Origin of the sequence: Pseudonocardia hierapolitana (assembly GCF_007994075.1) — a bacterium.
Taxonomy (GTDB): Bacteria; Actinomycetota; Actinomycetes; order Mycobacteriales; family Pseudonocardiaceae; genus Pseudonocardia; species Pseudonocardia hierapolitana.
Genome location: NZ_VIWU01000001.1, coordinates 1,585,176 through 1,602,043 on the forward strand (window position 1 = coordinate 1,585,176; position 16,868 = coordinate 1,602,043).

Here is a 16,868-nt window from a genome sequence, read left to right on the forward strand (position 1 = left end):
GACTTCGCTAACAGACACTGCTTCACTGACTCCCGTCGGATCGGCAGGAGAGGGGCACGACGTGGGAGACACCGGCATCGGCTTGCACGAGCTGCTGTTCGAACGGGTCGTGGCCGATCCGACCCTGAGCTCGACCAGCGCAGACCTCGTCCTCGCGGCGGTGGAGAGCGAGGAGGCACTCACTGCCGTACTGAACGGCGGCTCGGCGCCCCCGCGGGCGGACGTCGCGGAAGGGGCTGAGCCGGACGGCCCGAGCGGGATCTACCTCCGGTCAATCCGTGCACAGGGGTTCCGCGGCGTGGGACCGGCCGCCGCGCTCGACCTCCAGCCCGGCCCGGGGCTCACCGTGGTCACCGGACGCAACGGCTCGGGCAAGTCGAGCTTCGCCGAAGCGGCGGAGCTGGTACTGACGGGCGACAACTCCCGGTGGCGCGACCGGCAGACCAACAAGGCGCTCTGGACCCAGGGCTGGCGGAACCTGCACGCGGCCGGCCCGACGCAGGTCGAGGTCGACCTCGTCGTGCAGGGTCGGGCGGGGGCGACGACGGTCCGGATGAGCTGGGACGAGGGACAGGCCCTCGGCGAGGACAACTGGACCGTCCAGCCGCACACGGGGCAGCAGGCGGGGAAGCGCGAGCCGGTGACCGCCGGCTGGCTTCCCGGCATCGACGTCTACCGGCCGTTCCTCTCCTACGGCGAGCTCGGGGCGTTGCTCGACAAGCGCCCGACGGAGCTGCACGAGATGCTGCACGGCCTCCTCGGCCTCGGCGTTCTCGACGACGCCCGGGACCGCCTGAAGGCCGCGCGGGCCCCGTACGACGCCCGGGCGAAGGCCGTGAAGGACGCGAAGCAGCGCCTGCTCGCCGAGCTGGCGTCCGTCGACGATCTGCGGGCCCGGCGGGTCGAGGAGCTGTTGGGCGCGACCAGACCCGACCTCGATGCGCTGGCCGAGCAGCTCCTCGCCGAGGACGCCGACACCGACGCCATCGCCGACCTCCACGCCGTCGTCGCGATCGCGGTTCCCACGGTCGACGAGGTCGCTGCTGCCGGCGAACGGATCCGGGAGGCCGATCGTCAGCTCGCGGAGGTGGGCACGCCTGATGCGACGTCCGCCGGCGCGGTCGCGGCCCTGCTCCAGGCCGCGCTCGACCACCACTCCGTCCAGGGGGACATGAGGTGCCCCGTGTGCCGGACGGGCACCCTCGACGCCGACTGGCAGGCGGCGACCGCCGCCGAGATCGCTCGGCTGAACCGCGACGCGGCGGAGTTTCGGGCCGCACATGCGGCGGTGCAGGCCGCGGTCGAGGAGGCGCGGAGGCTCGTCACGACCGTGCCTGCGGTCCTGCGCCGCCCGCTGCCCGTGGACACCGACGCAGCGCGGCGGGCCTGGTCCACGTGGGAGGACGCCCGCAGCGCCGCCCCTGACGAGCTGCCGGAGGCACTGCGCGTCGCCCACGCCGAGCTGACGTCCGCGGTCGACGCCGTGCAGGCCGCCGCAAAGCAGGCGCTGGTCCGGCTCGACGAGACCTGGCGCCCGGTGTCGTCACGGCTCTGGGCCTGGCACGAGGCAGCCACGGCGTCCGCAAGGGATGCGTCGACCGTCACGAACCTGCTCAAGGCCGAGTCGTGGCTGCGGGTGGCGGCGGGCGAGCTGAGCGACGAGCGCATGATGCCGTTCGCCACCCGCTCCCAGGAGATCTGGCGGCAGCTGCGACAGGAGAGCAACGTCGACCTCGGCGGGATCACGCTCACCGGCAGCGGCAACCAGCGCAGGGTCCTGCTGGACGTGACCGTCGACGGGAACGACACCGCCGCGCTGAGCGTCATGAGCCAAGGAGAGCTGCACGCACTCGGGCTGTCGCTGTTCCTCCCCCGCGCCACCCGCGACGAGAGCCCGTTCCGCTTCGTCCTCATCGACGACCCGGTGCAGGCGATGGACCCCGCGAAGGTCGACGGTCTCGCCCGCGTGCTGTCCGAGATCGCCAAGGACCGGCAGGTGATCGTCTTCAGCCACGACGACCGGCTCGCCGACGCGGTACGGCGCCTCCCGGACGCCGCGCACGTCTACGAGGTACAGCGCGGCGCACGGTCCCAGGTGCAGGTCGTGCCCAACCACGACCCGATCCGCCGGTACCTGTCGGACGCCCGCGCCGTCATCAACGACTCGGACATGCCCGACGACCTGCGCCGGGAGATCGTCGCGAACTGCTGCCGCGGCGCGCTGGAGGCGGCCGCACACGCGAAGGTGCGGCGGGTCCGGCTGGGTCGCGGGGACGCGCACACCGACGTCGATCGTGCTCTGACCGACGCCCGGACGACGCACGACAAGGTGACGCTGGCGATCTTCGACGACCCGGCCCGCCGCCGCGCGCTCCTTCCGCATCTCGCGCTCATCGGCGGGTGGGCGGCGGACACCCTGCAGGCCTGCAAACAAGGTGCTCACGGCGGGCTCGAAGGGGACCTCAACTCGTTCGTCCGCAGCACCCGCGATCTCGCGGATCTGGTGCTGCGATGAACAGCTCCGACCGCTTCGACCTGGCCGAGAAGCTGCTCGACGGTCGCCGACTCGCTGGGGTGTGGCCGCGCTGCGCGGCCTGGATGATCCGCCTCGCCGTCGAGCACGAGATCGATGCCGTCTGGCGCCGTCGCCGTCCCGAAGTGCTCACCTGCACCAGGCGCTCTCAGTTGCTCGCGCTCGGCGTCGTCCTCGACGCCGAGATCCAGCACCGCGCCACCGCCCTGTGGACGGCACTCAGCCGCGCCGCCCATCACCACCACTACGAGCTCGCTCCCACCGCGGCCGAGCTGCGGAGCTGGCTGCGAGAGGCACGCCAGCTCTGCGCCGACCTGAACGAAACGAAAGGCATGTCATGACCCACTACGGCCCCTACCTCCCCCGGCCGGCCGGACACAGCACGCCCCCGCCTGCCCCGCAGAACGGCCTCGGGACCGCCGGCTTCGTCCTCGGCCTGGTCGGCCTGCTGTTCTCGTTCATCCCGCTGATCGGGATCATCGCCTGGCCGCTCGTGCTGCTCGGGGTGATCCTGTCCGGCATCGGCCTGTCCCGCGCCCGCAACGGACGGGCGACGAACATGGGCCTCACCATCGCCGGAGTCACCTGCTCGGCGATCGGGCTGCTGGTGTGCATCGGCTACGCCGCCGCGTTCGGGGCGGCGGTCTCCACGGTGCCAGCCGCCTCCACCTCACCGACCGGCCTCGCCGCGCCCACGCCGAACATCGCCGCGGAGCAGAGCAGCGCCGACGCGCCGCAGGCCGGGATCGGCGACCAGGTCCAGGACGGCGCGTTCGCCTTCACGGTCACGAAGGTGGAGACCGGGCGCGAGGCCCTCGGCGACGGGTTCCTGCGCTCCGAGGCCCAGGGCAGCTACGTGCTGGTCCACGTCACGGTCACCAACGTCGGCGCCGAGTCGGCGATGTTCACCAGCGTTAACCAGACGCTCCTCGACGCGCAGGGCCGCGAGTTCGAGGCCGACGCAGGCGCGGCGATGATGAACGTGCCGGACAGCGAGTCGTTCCTCACCGACATCAACCCGGGCAACACCGTCGACGGCGTCCTCGTCTTCGACGTGCCGCAGGGGCTCACCCCGGCCGCGATCGAGCTGCGCGAGTCGATGTTCTCCGACGGAGCCACGGTCGCCCTCGCGGGCTGACCGTGCTCACCAGGCCGGGTCCACCAGCCGTCACGTTCCACAGATCGAGACGCGCATGCCGGTGCGCGACAAGCGTCACCGAAGAGGACACGAGGGGAGCAGGGCATGACGAACGCGATGTGGGTCATCTTGGTCGTCGGCATCGTGATCGGCTACTTCGTCGGCAGGTGGTGGGCAGAGGTCCGGCGCGCGCGGTTCGACATGGACCGGGTCTGGGAGTCCCGCAAGAACTACCGCGACGGGTAGCCGACGGCAGGGCTCGCGGTTCAGCCAAGGCGAGCTGCGATCAACGACGCGTAACGCCGGGCGCGCCTGAGATCGAATCCAGCTGGTGATCACCAACGTCGAGAAGAGGCACGGATGACATCGATCTGGTCCGAGAGTGACAACGGGTGGGAGCTGCTGGCTCCCACCGGCTTCCCGGATGAGAAGACTCTGCAGGACCTCGTCGAGCGGGCACCCGGCATGCTGCCGCTGGGCGGTGCTCCCACCGTTGTCGTGCTCGGCCGCGAGGTTCGGCTAGGCAGCGGCTACGTCGACGTGCTGGCGATCGAACCGAGTGGTCGCCCTGTGATGATCGAAGTGAAGCTGCGGAACAACGCCGAGTCGCGACGAGCAGTCGTTTCCCAGGTGCTCGCCTACGCAGCAGCGGTGCACGGCACAACTGCCGCGGAGTTCGAGCAGAACCTCTCCAAGCATCTCAACGGGCGGCAGCTGCACGACGTGGTCCGAGACGCTGCGCAGGCCGAGGCGCCCGAGGCGGCAGACTTCTATGCCACCCTCGACTCGACGCTGCAGGACGGCGACGTACGAGTCGTCCTCGTCCTGGACCACGCACCACAAGACCTCATCAAGCTGGTCGGCTACTTGGAGGCCGTCACCCACGGTCTGTCGATCGATCTGATCACCGTGACCTCCTATCAGGTCGCCGATCGCATGGTCGTCGTCCCTCAACGGCAAGAGCCCGATCGCCCGACCCGCCCCGAGCCGGCGACTCTGACCAACCGTGCCCTGCCCACACAGACCACGGGAAAGGTTCGAGGTTTCGACGCCTTTGCCGAGCGCGTCGAGACAGCACCGGCGGCCTACCGGCCGACGCTGGACCTGTTCGTGGACTGGGCAAAACGGCTGTCCAACGCCGATCTCGCAGATGTTCACACCTACTTCGGCAAGAACGACGAGACCGTGCTGCTGCCCTACGTCCCACCCGAAGAAGTCGGGCTGGTCTCGCTCTACATGCGGGCCGACGGTCGCCCCGCCCTGCAGTCGTGGCGCTCGGTCTTCGAGCGACGGGCACCCGCCAGCATCGCGGCGGTCGAGGCCGCTGCCGGGACACCAATGGGCAAGGGCACCATCGCCACCACGCTCACGCCGACGCTCCTCGACGCAGTCTTCTCGGCGTACGTCGAAGCAGCATCGTCGCGGACCTGATCCTGGTGAACCAGCGGCGCGTAACACCTGCCCAACATCTCGGGAGATACCAGCGTGCAGACCGCATTGGCCACGGCTGAGCGGCCGCTCCCCCGCACTGTGGACGCTCCTCCGCGATCGATCGGCGCTCGGGAGCTGCTGGACGAGAGCGAGCAGCTCTGGCTCTCCGACACGGACGCTGCCCTGCGCGCCGCCCCATCGCCCGACTCGACAGCCCGGATCCGGCTGGTCCTCGAGGTGCTCGCCGCCTACGTGCGCCTCCTCCGCGACCACGACGAGCACGCCGACCAGATCGCGGTGTTCCGGCGCTGGCCGGCCTGCACCGTTGTCGCACTGGCCCGGCTGGCGGCCGGCGCCGAGGACGGGGTCGCGGTCGAGGAGGCGCTCTCGCGGATCCCGGGGACCGGCTCGGCGCCCGGGTCCACCTGGTTCGCCGGGTGGGGCGCGTGCTGGCAACAGCTCCAGGGGCAGGCTGCGGGCGGGACGGCACCGTACGACGCGCCGGGTGTGCCGCTGCTGCTCCACCTGTCGGGGTTGGGCGCCGCGCTCGATGTCGTCCCGGAGCTCCGCCTCCATCCGCCGACCGGCGCGCTGGCGATCGTCTTCCCCGGGGCTCCCGGGCGTGGAGCACGTGTCGAGGCCGGCGGCGGGGAGTGCCCGGTTGCGGAGGACCGCTGGGTTCTCCCCCGTCCCGTCCTCGCCGCCAACTGCTTCGACGTGCTCGGGAACGTGCACCGGGTGCATGTGGTCGACCCGCGCGACCCGCTCCTGGTGTTCGACGAGGACGGCACGCTGATCCCTGATGGGGCGCCACTCCCGGCCGGGGACGTGTGGATGGTGCACCTGGGTGAGCCGCCGGACGACGCATTCGACGGCCCTCGGCACGTCGTCGAGGAAGCCGCCCCTCCCGTCGGGTGGTCGCGGTGGTGGCTCGGCCGGGTGTCCCTCGCCTCGACGAAGGCCGTGCGGTCGGTCGTGGCCCGCGGCGGCGAGCTGCGGGGTGGGTCGTGGCGGCCCGTGACGAGCACCGAGCGGGCCGACTTCCTGTTCGATGCTCCGCTCGCGGGCGTACTCGACCGCGACGGCGACGTCGTGTACGCCACGGCGCCGCGACTGCACCTCCCCGGCGGATCCGGCGACATCTGGACGATCGAGGCACGGCGTTCCGGCGCCGCGGCCCCGCACCGGTGGACGGAACCGGGCGGCACCACGGTCACGCTCTCCGGGCGGCTGCCGCAGCCGGCCCTCGGCAGGTTCGTCGTCCACGCCCACGCCCCGGGACATCGCTCGGTGGCGGGAGCGTTCTCCCTGGCCACGGCGGTGACCCTGCAGGCCTCACCCCGGATCCGACTGCTTGAGACTGATGGGCTCACGCCCGCGCGGGCCGTGGTCCGGGCGCCTCGCGGGGTGCATCCCGTGCCGTCGGTGCTGAATCTCGGTCCCGCCGAGACCCGCAAGGACGTCCGGATGCACATCGCGGGGAGCGATGACACGTTCGATCTGTGCGTCGAGCTCCCCTGGTGTGCGGTGCGCAAGCGGACCGGGAGCCACACCGGTGAGTGGGGCACCGACGCACAGGCCTTCACCCTGGAAGACCTGGACGAGGCCGGCGCCGTCGACGTCCGGCTGCCCCGGCCGATCATCGACGAGATCGGCGTGCCGGACCTCCTCGCCGCGCGCCGACCGGATGACACGGGCGGTCAGCGGATCCGAGGGCGTCGTCTCCCGGGTGGCGACGTCTACCGCTATCCACTCGGCAGCCTGACCGACGCCGTCCGGCTTGCGGGGACGACCGCACTCTGGCTCCTCCTGCCCGGTCGCGACGCGAAAGTCGGGACGATCCGGGGTAGCGAACCGGCCACAGGTGCCGCGATCAGTGAACACCGCCTCGTGCTCCGCGACCGCCGCCCCGCTGGGCGTCTGAGCGTGCGCGTCTGTGCACCGCTGGCTCCCTGGCTCGAACCTCTGATCGCGACGTTGGACGAGGATTCCGACGTCATCGAGCTCAACAGCGCGTTTGCCGGTCGCTCGCTCCTCGTCACCGTGGCCGATGCCGGCATCGAGCTGACGCGCTGGCCGCGACCGGGGCGGGACCACCCCGCGGCCTGCACGTTTCGGGTGGCCGGCGCGACCACGTTGCCCACCGACAGCAGGAGCCGCCGGGACATGGCGTACTACCTGGCGGGGCGGGCGCCGTTACCCGCCGGGACGGCCGAGCTCGGCCTCGTCTGGCTGGCCGCTGCGCGCGCCACCGGCCTGCTCGAGCCAGGCCTCGGGGCCTTGACCGCACAGGAGTGCGCCGCCCGGCTCGGCGCGACACCGACCGCCGCGCTGCAGGCGGCGACGCTCGGCGGGGAGGAGTCCATCGGACCGCTGATCCGTTCCGGGCTGGCCGCGCACGGCGTCCGGAGCGTCGCCGCTCCGGCGCCGACCGCTGACTTGTGGCGGGTCGCGCCCCTGGCCGCCCTGCTCCTGACCAGCCCGCTCCTTCCCTACCTGGCCGGCACGTCGGCATGGGATCCCGCCGAGCTCGACGACGCCGAGAAGCATCTGCTCGACGTCGCGCGGGCGCACTGTGCGCCCGAGGTCGTCGCCCTGCTCACCGCGCCGGAGCGGGCGAGAGCCCTCGACCTGCCCGATGGCGTCTCCACACCGGAGATCGACGAGGCGCTGCGCGACGTACTCACCTTCGGCGCGGCGGCACCGCAGGCGGTGCTCTTCGACGCCGTGCGTGCACGGGCGAGGGGCGCGGCGGCGGCCCTGTGGTTCGGGTGCGCCCTCGTCGCCCGGATCACCGCGCAAGGCGATGAGGGCGCGGCGGCACTCGAGCGTCGCATCCGCCACCTGTGGGTCGAGTTCGCACAGCGCGACCCCGGACGCGCCGCAGAGCACCTCGTCGAGGCGGAGTTCGCGGTCTCGGGCTGGTACGCCCACCACGCATGACAGCAACGAGAGGACCCATCGGATGACCGCCTTCGACCCGCTCTCCACCAGTACGGAGATCGTCGAGGGGTACCGGCGCTACCTGCGCTCGCTGCTGCCACTGCGCGATCCCACGCTCGCCGCCGCGCTCGACGAAGCCATTGACACGAGTCCGCTGCTCAGCAAGGGCCCGCTCCTGGAGGCCAGCCCGGCGTATGCCACCGGCGCGACCGTGCGCGAGTTGGTGGACGAGGGGGTGCTGGACCGCGAGTTCCTGGACCTGACCGCCCCCGAGCTCCCTGCAGACCGGCCCCTGTACCGCCACCAGGACGAGGCGATCCGGAAGGTCCGGGCCGGCCGCAACATCGTCGTGGCCACCGGCACCGGCTCGGGCAAAACCGAGAGCTTCCTCCTTCCGATCCTCGCGCACCTCGCCGAGGAGGCCGCCGCGGGCACCCTCGGGCCGGGCGTGCGAGCGCTGCTCCTCTACCCCATGAACGCGCTGGCCAACGACCAGATGAAGCGGCTGCGCCGGCTCCTCGCATCCGCTCCGAACATCACGTTCGGCCGCTACACCGGAGACACATCGGAGGACCCCGGGCGGGCAGAAGGCGAGTTCCACCGGCTCAACCCCGGCGAGACCCGCCTGCCGAACGAACTGCTCAGCCGCCAGGAGATGCGGCGGACCCCGCCGCACCTGCTGCTGACGAACTATGCGATGCTCGAGTACCTGCTGCTGCGTCCGCAGGACATGGACCTGTTCGAGGGCGACGCCGCGGGGAGCTGGCGGTTCGTCGTGGTCGACGAGGCACACGTCTACGACGGGGCGAAGGGCGCTGAGCTCGCGATGCTCCTGCGTCGCCTGCGGGACCGGGTCGCTTCACCAGGATTGCAGGCGATCGCAACGAGCGCGACGGTCGGTGCAGACCGCGACCCGCGTGCGGTCACCGACTTCGCGGCGAACCTCTTCGGCGTTCCCTTCGAGTGGGACGACGCGGACCCGGCCCGCCGTGACCTCGTGACGTCTGCCCGGGTCGCGTTCCCGGACGAACCGACGTGGGGTCCGCTGCCTCCCACCGCGTACGGAGAGCTCCTCCGCGAGCCCGATCCAGCCGGTGCCCTCGGTTCGCGAGCTCGTTCGCACGGCTGGAGCGGATCCGGGGCGGCCCCGGACGCGCTGCGCTCCGAGTCCCGGATCGCCGGGTTGCGTGCGGCCCTGCACAGTGGGCCGCGACCATTCGAGGAGATCGCGGCAACGCTCTTTCCCAGCCAACCGGCATCGGCCGCCGCGGAGGCGTTGACCGATCTCGTCCGTCTCGGGGCCAACGTGCGCAATCCCGACCGTTCCCCGGTGCTGTCGGCGCGGTTCCACCTCTTCGCCCGGGCCACCGAGGGCGCGTTCAGCTGCCTGGGCGGCGACAGCCCGCACCTGTCGCTCAGCCGGCGCGAGCAGTGCGAGCACTGCGCCCGTGTGGTGTTCGAGCTAGGCGGCTGCCGCCGCTGCGGCGCCGTGCACCTGCACGGGGCACTCGACCCGAGCGGCGGCGTGCCGCGGCATGTTCCGTACCGGTCGGGGACGGACCGGCGGCACGCCTGGCTCCTGCTGGAGGAACAGTCGTCCCGTGGCGGTGGAGCCACCGAGCACGACGAGGACGACGGCGCGCTGGAGAACATCAAGCCCGCGGACGGCGTCCCGTACCACCTCTGCGTGCGCTGCGGCGGATTGCACGAGACACCACCCATCAAGTGCGGGATCGACGGCTGCCCCGGAACGGAGATCCGCCACGTCCGGCTCCTGGACACCGGAGCGGAGTCGCTCGGCTCGTGCGCCGGATGCGGCGCCCGGGGCACGCGGCTCATCCGACTGTTGGAGAGCGGAAGTGAAGCCGCCGCGTCGGTCCTCGGCACGTCTCTCTACCAGGCACTGCCGCCCGAGCCGGACGGCCCCGCGGGCGATCTGCCCGGGCAGGGCCGCAAGCTCCTGTTCTTCAGCGACAGCAGGCAGATGGCTGCCTACTTCGCGCCGTACCTCGAGGACACCCACCAGCGGGTGTCCCAGCGGCGCATGCTGACGATGGCCCTCGACCGGTGGACCCGGGACGAGGGCGAGGAGCCTGCCCGGATCGACGACCTCGTCGACTACGCCCTCCGCGTCGCGCGCCACGCCCATGTCTTCGACGAGGACGCGTCCCGCAGCGAGCGCAAGCGCCACGCGTCGCTCTGGACGATCCAGGAGGTCATCAGCTACGACGACCGCCAATCCCTCGAAGGCGTCGGCCTCCTGCGGGTGGAGCTCGCCAAGAAGGATTCCTGGCGCGCACCCCAGCGGCTCCTCGACCTGGGACTCGACGACGAGGAGAGCTGGGCGCTGCTGCAGGAGCTGATGCGCAGCCTGCGCGCCCAGGGCGCGATCGACATGCCAGGGGAGGTCGACCCGGCGGACGAGGCGTTCGCCCCCCGCCGCGGGCCGATCTACGTCCGCGGTCTCGGATCGGAGGCGAAGAGGAAGGTCCTGAGCTGGCTGCCCACGACCGGGACCAACCGCCGCGTGGACTACCTGGCCCGCGTCCTCGACACCGTCGGCAGCAGCGTCGAAGCCAAGACCCTCCTCGACGAAATCTGGCAGGAGCTGGACCCGAACAGCGGAGGAGACGGACCGCGCACCTGGTTCCGGTGCGACACGATCCCCAAGCTCGGCCCGCTCCGCCGGATCGACCACCGCAAGCTCCGGTTGCGAGCTGTCAGCCCGGACGACCCGCTCTACCGCTGCGACCGATGCCGGCGGCTCGCGGCCGTGTCGGTACGCGCCGTGTGCCCGACGCTGCGCTGCGACGGCAGGCTCGAACCGTGGCACCGCCCCGCGCCTGCGCAGGACCGGGACCACTACCGGCACCTCTACCTCGAGTCGTCCCCCGTGCCGATGCGCGTGCTGGAGCACACCGCCCAATGGACGAGCGAGAAGGCCGCCGACATCCAGGCACAGTTCGTGCGCGGCGAGGTCAACGCGCTGTCCTGCTCCACCACCTTCGAGCTGGGTGTCGACGTCGGCGAGCTGCAGGCCGTCGTGCTGCGCAACATGCCGCCCACCACGGCCAACTACGTGCAGCGCGCCGGCCGGGCGGGTCGTCGCGCGGACTCCGCTGCGCTGGTGCTGACCTACGCCCAACGCCGTTCGCACGACCTGTCCCGGTTCGCCGAACCGGAGAAGATGATCGCCGGCGAGATGCGGGCGCCCATCGTGCCGCTGGAGAACGTGCGCATCGACCGCCGCCACGCCCACTCCGTCGCCCTTGCGGCGTTCTTCCGCACGATGGCCCGCCACGTCGGCCTCTCGTGGCGTGATGCGGGCGGGTTCTTCCTGACTCCGTCCCCGACGCCACCGGACTGGGTGAGCCCGGTGCAGCGACTCGAACGCTATTTGCGCCCGGTCCCTGCCCCGGTCCGGCGGAGCCTGCGCAGCGTCCTGCCGCCGGCCGTGCACGACGAGATCGGCATCGACGACGACGGGTGGGTCGACGAGCTGATTCGGCTGGTCGACGACGCCGGTGCTCAGCTACGCCAGGACGTCGAGGCGTTCGAGGCGCGGGAGCACGCCGCCGTGCGAGAGCAGAACTACGCACTCGCCCGGCAGTGCCAACAGGTGGTGCGGACCTTGCAGTCACGGCCGCTCATCGGCTATCTGGCGACGCGGAACGTGCTCCCGAAGTACGGGTTCCCCGTGGACACCGTCGAGCTCCGGACCGATCGGGTCCGCGGCGGTCGGGACCGGGTTCTGGAGCTGACCCGCGACCTCAGCATGGCGATCAACGAGTACGCCCCGGGTGCTGAGGTCATCGCGGGCGGAATGCGGTGGAAGTCGGGCGGTCTCTACCGGCTCCCGGGCCGCGACCTCGTGACGCGGTACTACGCCGTGTGCGAAACCTGCGGGCACTACCGCGAGGGCGTCGAGCCGCCCGAGCCGGAGTGCCCGGCCTGCCACACGATCCAGACGCGAGCGGCCCGGTCCTACGTCGAGCCGGAGTTCGGTTTCGTCGCCTCCGAGAGCGTGCGGCAGGGCGCGTCGCAGGCGCCCCAGCGCAACTGGTCGGCCGCCACCTACATCGTCGAGACCCACGCCGACGTGGAGAGCGGTCGAGTGGAGTTCCCCGCGGGCGGCACCCTGCGCTGGCGGGCCGGCGCCCGCGGCAGCTTCGTCGTCATCAGCGAGGGACAGCACAAAGCCGGTTTCCGGATCTGCCAGTGGTGCGGAGCAGGTGCATCGACCTTGTCCGGGCGGGCCGGCGAGCACAAGCACCTGCTCAAGGACGGCCCCTGCACGGGCCCGGCACGGGTGCAATCCCTCGCGCACAGCTATCAGACCGACTTCGTCGAGCTCCGGTTCGACCCGCTCGTGACCATCCGGGCCACCCCATCCCACCTCCGTTCGACGGTCTACGCATTACTCGAAGGCGCCGCGCTCGCCTTGGAGATCAGCCGGGACGACATCGACGGCACAGTCCACCGCGGTGCGGACGGAGAGCCTGCGCTCGTTCTGTTCGACACGACACCGGGCGGCGCCGGGAACACGCTGCGGATCGCGCATCGGCTCACCGATGTCGTGCGCGCGGGGGTGAGCCGGGTCGCCGCCTGCGAATGCGGCGAGGAGACGAGCTGCTACGGCTGCCTGCGGGCTTACCGCAACCAGCGCTACCACGAGGAGCTCTCGCGCCGAGCCGCGCTCGACCTGCTCGGCGAACTCATTCGCGTGCCTGAGGAGGTCCGGGCCGATGCTCACCACCCGTAGCACCGCGTCTCGGCACGAGGCCCTCCACGCGCTGCGGGTCGCCGCCGAACGCGGTCCGCTCCCCTTCCCGACCGTTGCCGCGGTCGTGCAAGCCCACGGGCTCTCCGGGGACGATCTGCGCACGCTCCTCGCAGATCTGCGCGGCGGGGGGATCGATCTGCCGGCCTCGCTGGCGGGGGCGCCGACGCCGTCCGCGGCGCGCGCCTTCAGTCCGCCTCCAGCACTGACCGAGGTCATCCCCTCGCCAAGGCCGGAACGCGAGCTGTTCCGCGGCGACGAGGTCCTGGACCTGTCGCGGATGTCCCTGGCCGACCTCGGGATCGCCCCGACGCCGTCGCCCCCGGCATCTGCGCCGGATCAGGGCGAGGAGCTCGGGTGCGACGAGGACGACCGGGAACCTCCGGCGCTGAACCTGGTTGCCCTTTACCGCGCGCAGATCGCCGCAACGCCGCTCCTGTCCGCCGAGGAGGAGGTGCGGCTGGCCCAGGCGATCGAGGCCGGGCTGCTGGCGGAGGAACGGCTCGAGGTGATCCATCGGCCTCCACATGCCGTCCGGGACCTGCGCGCGCTGGTCGCCGCCGGGCGACGGGCGTACGGAAGGTTCCTCCAGGCCAATCTCCGTCTCGTCGTGTCGATCGCCCTCATGTACCAGGGCCGAGGCCTCGATCTCCTCGATCTCGTGCAGGAGGGCAACCTCGGGCTGATCCGCGCCGTCCAGAAGTTCGACTACCGGCAGGGCAACAAGTTCTCCACGTACGCGAGCTGGTGGATCAAGCAGTCCATCGGCCGAGCCCTCGCCGACAAGTGCCGGACGATTCGCTTCCCGGTCCACGTGGTCGAGCGGCTCGTCAAGGTCGAGGCGACGGCAGTGCGACTCACCGAAGCCGGCCAGGAAGCAAGCCGCGAGGCCATCTCCGAGATCACCGGTTTCCCCGAGGACGAGGTCGAAGCGCTTCTCGGTCTGCCCCGAACGACGCCGCTCGACCACGCGGCGGCAGTGCTCGGCACCGCCCGGCTACACGACCTGATCGACCGCTACGCCGACCACCACGCCGAGCCCGAACTCCTGGGCTACGACGCCGACGATGTGCACCGTGCGCTGGCGCTGCTCAGCGAACGGGAGGCGTACATACTCCGGCAACGAGCCGGCTTCGACGGTGAACCGGCGACGCTGGACGAGATCGGCCGATCACTCGGGGTCACCCGAGAAAGAGTCCGGCAGATCGAGTCCAAGGCCCGACCAAAACTCACGGCGCGGCTCCACGAGATCGGCCGTCCCACACTCAGCCGAAGCACGTCCTGACGATCAGCCGCTCAGGCGGCCTGCGGGTCGTACCCGAAGTCCTCGAGCCGCCTGCGTGCGATCGCCTGCTCCTGCTCGGTAAACAGGTGTGCGAAGCGGGAGTCGGTCACGATCGCCTCGACGCTGAGATCAAGCCGCTGCCGTTCCCAGAGCAGCACGAAGCCGTCGCTGACCGCTGGCGCGGCGAGCAGACGACGCACCGCACCGAGAGATCCGTGCTGAGCGACCATGGACACGAAGTAGCGCGGGTGGTAGTCAAGCTCCGTGCGGCACCGCTCGGTGACGTCGAGCAACGCGCGGTCGAGCGCACCGCCGACGTCGGGCGTGTCCGCATCGGCGAGCTGTTCGGGAGCAGGAGAGGATTCGGCGGGCGCGAGCGGTGTCGGATCATGCGCCGCGGCCAGCAGATCTCCCGCCACCGGCGAGACGCCGTCGTCTTCGCGATCGCCGGATGCGACCTCGCCGCGGCGCTGTGCGTATCCGCGTAGCGCATCGACGGACGTGAACACCTCGAACCGGAGTTCGGCGAGCCGGGCGAGCTCGGCCTCCTCGGGGTCGAGCTCCAGAACGACGGGAGCGCCCTGCCCGGGCTGCAGCCCTTCCGGCCAGAACGCCTCCGCCACCGCGAGCGTGCGCCCCGTCTCCGGGTCCGCGATCTCGGTGTCCAGCACCGGTTTGGCGTATCCCATCTCGACCAGCTCGTCGACGAGCGAGCGGATCTGCACCGCGCGTGCGTCGGATTCGTCGATCTCGGGGGAGACGGCGATGGCTTCCAGCGGCTTGGACCACGGCCGGCGGCCGGCGAGGAGGTCGTCGAGGAACTCGTTGGCCGCCGCCGCGAGCAGCTGCCGGCGCGCGTCGAGGAACCGCCGGTAGTTCTCGACCCGCCAGAGAGCGGGGTCATCGGGAATGAACTGCGATCGGCGCGCGACGGGGTCGAGCGACCCGAGGTAGGTCGCCGGATCAAGCCCGCTGAACTGGATCGCCGACGACGGGGTGAGGAACGCGAAGTTCGCGATCTGGTTCACCTCGGCGCGGCTGAAGCCGGCCTTGTTGAGCGTCTGCTTCGGGAAGATCTCGTGGGTCTGCACGGCATCCGTGTCAGCGCCGAGCGGGCGTCCCGTGACAAGATCCAGCGCCGCGGTGACCCGGGCGAGCATGTACAGCAGCGGATACGAGCGCGAGCCCTTTCCGACGCCCTCGAAGTCCTGCGCGTCGATCGACATGTTGCCCTTGCGGGTGCGGGCCAGCGCCGCGATCACCCCGTCGATCCCGTGCTTGTCGACGGTCTCCAAGTCCTTCGCGAGGAACGTCTCCGTGGAACCGGCGAAACGACCACGCAGGGCGGCCTGCACGTACCAGTACAGCGCCTTGTCCGCCTCGGCGCCGTCGGCGAAACGCCCGCCGTGCTTGTGGAGGTGGCGGGTGAGCACCGGGATCGCGTAGCGGCCCATGAGGACCCGGTCGTGGTCGAGCCCCAGTCGGCCTACCGCGAGTTCACGCAAGAAGTGCTCGATGTGGTGCAGCGTCGCGTTCAACGCATCGCGGAAATCGTCGGCGGACACATCCTCGAGCGCTGAGAACGGCGCACGCCCGGTGGCCGCGGCGTTGACGTTGCGCAACAGCCAATCGGCGGTAAACGAGAACCCGTCGTCGTCCCGCCAGCGGTCGAGGTTGCGACGCATCGTCGGCCGCGCGTCGCCCCACTCCGAGCAGATCCTCGCGAGCGCGAGGTCGCCCTTCGAGAGCTTCGTGCCTCCGGAGTTGACCCGATTGAAGATGTCGACCACGACGTCGACGGTTTTGTCCGCGCCCGTGATCGCCTCGATGTGGAAGACCCGCTCGACGATGTTGCGGACCTTCTGGAGCCGGTCGACGTACAACGTGAATCGGTCGCGCGTCTCGGGGTGCGTCGAGAGCACCGCGTACGTCTCACCTGGGCCTTCGACGAACAAGGCGGTGACATCGACCCACCGTGGGTCGTCCTTCATCTTCACCGGCGCGTGGAACTGGAACGCCTCGGTCTCGACGTTGAACCTCAGATCGTCGAAGGCGTCGGATTCGCCCTCGAAGAACGACGGCGGCCTCCCGCGCACGATGCCGTAGAGGGTGGTCACGCGCTGCTGGCCGTCGAGCAGCAACTGCTTCGGGCCCGAGGTTGCCCCGCCGCCACGGACGGCCTGGCCGCTCCCCTCGGTCTCCCACACCAGCAGCGCCCCGACCGGGTAGCCGTAGTACAGCGAGCGCATCAGCCCGCGTACCTGCTCCCGGTTCCACACGTACCCGCGCTGGAACTCCGGCAAGAGCATCGATCCAGCATCGATCTGGTCCAGGATCGTGCCCAGCTTCGCCATGTAGTGATCGTCCTTCCGCGCGTGCCCACCAAAGATCGGTGAGGCAAATGCGCGTGTTACGAGTCGTATCCGGACCCATCCAGTCGGACGCGCCCGGCCTGGGTCGACTGGCTGCTCGTGCGAAGCTTCCGGCGGAATGCCCTGGTCCGGGGGCCTGGTGGCCCTGAACGCAGAGCAGCCAGGCGAGGAAGAGCGCCCGCAGGTCGCCGACGACCAGTTCTGCGCGGAGCGGCACGATGCTCGACAGCCGGCCCTCGTCACCCCAGTCGAAGTCGTCCGGACTCCTCGTCCTCGGAAACCAGGTCGATCACCACGTGCTCTCCGCTGATCCGGGCGCTCGCCGCATCGCCGTCGCGATGGTCTCGCTAAATGATCGACTCTCGTCCCAACGGCGAGCCGTGCGC

Annotated in this window: 9 protein-coding genes; 8 read left to right on the forward strand and 1 reads right to left on the reverse strand. The window is 70.9% G+C overall.

Annotation, left to right across the window (positions count from 1 at the left end; translation table 11 throughout):
* Positions 1-61: 61 nt before the first annotated feature.
* From FHX44_RS07535 to FHX44_RS07565, 8 genes are all read left to right on the forward strand, one after another.
* The gene (locus tag FHX44_RS07535) at positions 62-2,515 is read left to right on the forward strand and encodes an AAA family ATPase (protein WP_170308814.1); all 2,454 of its coding nucleotides are present in this window, start codon (positions 62-64) and stop codon (positions 2,513-2,515) included.
* On the forward strand, positions 2,512-2,874 hold the full coding sequence (locus tag FHX44_RS07540) for a hypothetical protein (protein WP_147254814.1): 363 nt from the start codon (positions 2,512-2,514) through the stop codon (positions 2,872-2,874). Before FHX44_RS07535 ends, FHX44_RS07540 begins: the two co-directional genes overlap by 4 nt.
* Positions 2,871-3,671 carry a DUF4352 domain-containing protein gene (locus FHX44_RS07545; protein ID WP_147254815.1) on the forward strand — a complete coding sequence of 267 codons (801 nt, stop codon included), beginning with the start codon at positions 2,871-2,873 and terminating at the stop codon, positions 3,669-3,671. Before FHX44_RS07540 ends, FHX44_RS07545 begins: the two co-directional genes overlap by 4 nt.
* A gap of 105 nt (positions 3,672-3,776) precedes the next feature.
* On the forward strand, positions 3,777-3,917 hold the full coding sequence (locus FHX44_RS42020; protein WP_170308815.1) for a hypothetical protein: 141 nt from the start codon (positions 3,777-3,779) through the stop codon (positions 3,915-3,917).
* A 114-nt stretch (positions 3,918-4,031) separates the two neighbouring features.
* On the forward strand, positions 4,032-5,102 hold the full coding sequence (locus tag FHX44_RS07550; protein WP_147254816.1) for a PDDEXK family nuclease: 1,071 nt from the start codon (positions 4,032-4,034) through the stop codon (positions 5,100-5,102).
* A 54-nt stretch (positions 5,103-5,156) separates the two neighbouring features.
* Positions 5,157-8,045 (forward strand): hypothetical protein, encoded by a 2,889-nt coding sequence (locus FHX44_RS07555; protein WP_147254817.1) that lies wholly within the window; start codon positions 5,157-5,159, stop codon positions 8,043-8,045.
* Positions 8,046-8,067: 22 nt separating this feature from the next.
* Positions 8,068-12,807, forward strand: a complete 4,740-nt coding sequence (locus FHX44_RS07560) for a DEAD/DEAH box helicase (RefSeq protein ID WP_147254818.1) — start codon at positions 8,068-8,070, stop codon at positions 12,805-12,807.
* Entirely contained in the window at positions 12,791-14,110 is a 1,320-nt protein-coding gene (locus FHX44_RS07565) for a sigma-70 family RNA polymerase sigma factor (RefSeq protein WP_147254819.1), read from the forward strand. Before FHX44_RS07560 ends, FHX44_RS07565 begins: the two co-directional genes overlap by 17 nt.
* 11 nt (positions 14,111-14,121) lie before the next feature.
* Here the strand turns inward: FHX44_RS07565 and FHX44_RS07570 are convergent, their stop codons facing one another.
* Positions 14,122-16,725, reverse strand: coding sequence for a GmrSD restriction endonuclease domain-containing protein (locus tag FHX44_RS07570; RefSeq protein ID WP_246170260.1), 2,604 nt, complete (start codon positions 16,723-16,725; stop codon positions 14,122-14,124).
* Positions 16,726-16,868 lie beyond the last annotated feature (143 nt).

Bases quoted from the DNA above. Each gene is read 5' to 3' on its own strand.
- FHX44_RS07540 (WP_147254814.1), top strand. From the start codon at position 2,512: ATGAACAGCTCCGACCGCTTCGACCTGGCCGAGAAGCTGCTCGACGGT.
- FHX44_RS07545 (WP_147254815.1), top strand. From the start codon at position 2,871: ATGACCCACTACGGCCCCTACCTCCCCCGGCCGGCCGGACACAGCACG.
- FHX44_RS42020 (WP_170308815.1), top strand. From the start codon at position 3,777: ATGACGAACGCGATGTGGGTCATCTTGGTCGTCGGCATCGTGATCGGC.
- FHX44_RS07550 (WP_147254816.1), top strand. From the start codon at position 4,032: ATGACATCGATCTGGTCCGAGAGTGACAACGGGTGGGAGCTGCTGGCT.
- FHX44_RS07560 (WP_147254818.1), top strand. From the start codon at position 8,068: ATGACCGCCTTCGACCCGCTCTCCACCAGTACGGAGATCGTCGAGGGG.
- FHX44_RS07565 (WP_147254819.1), top strand. From the start codon at position 12,791: ATGCTCACCACCCGTAGCACCGCGTCTCGGCACGAGGCCCTCCACGCG.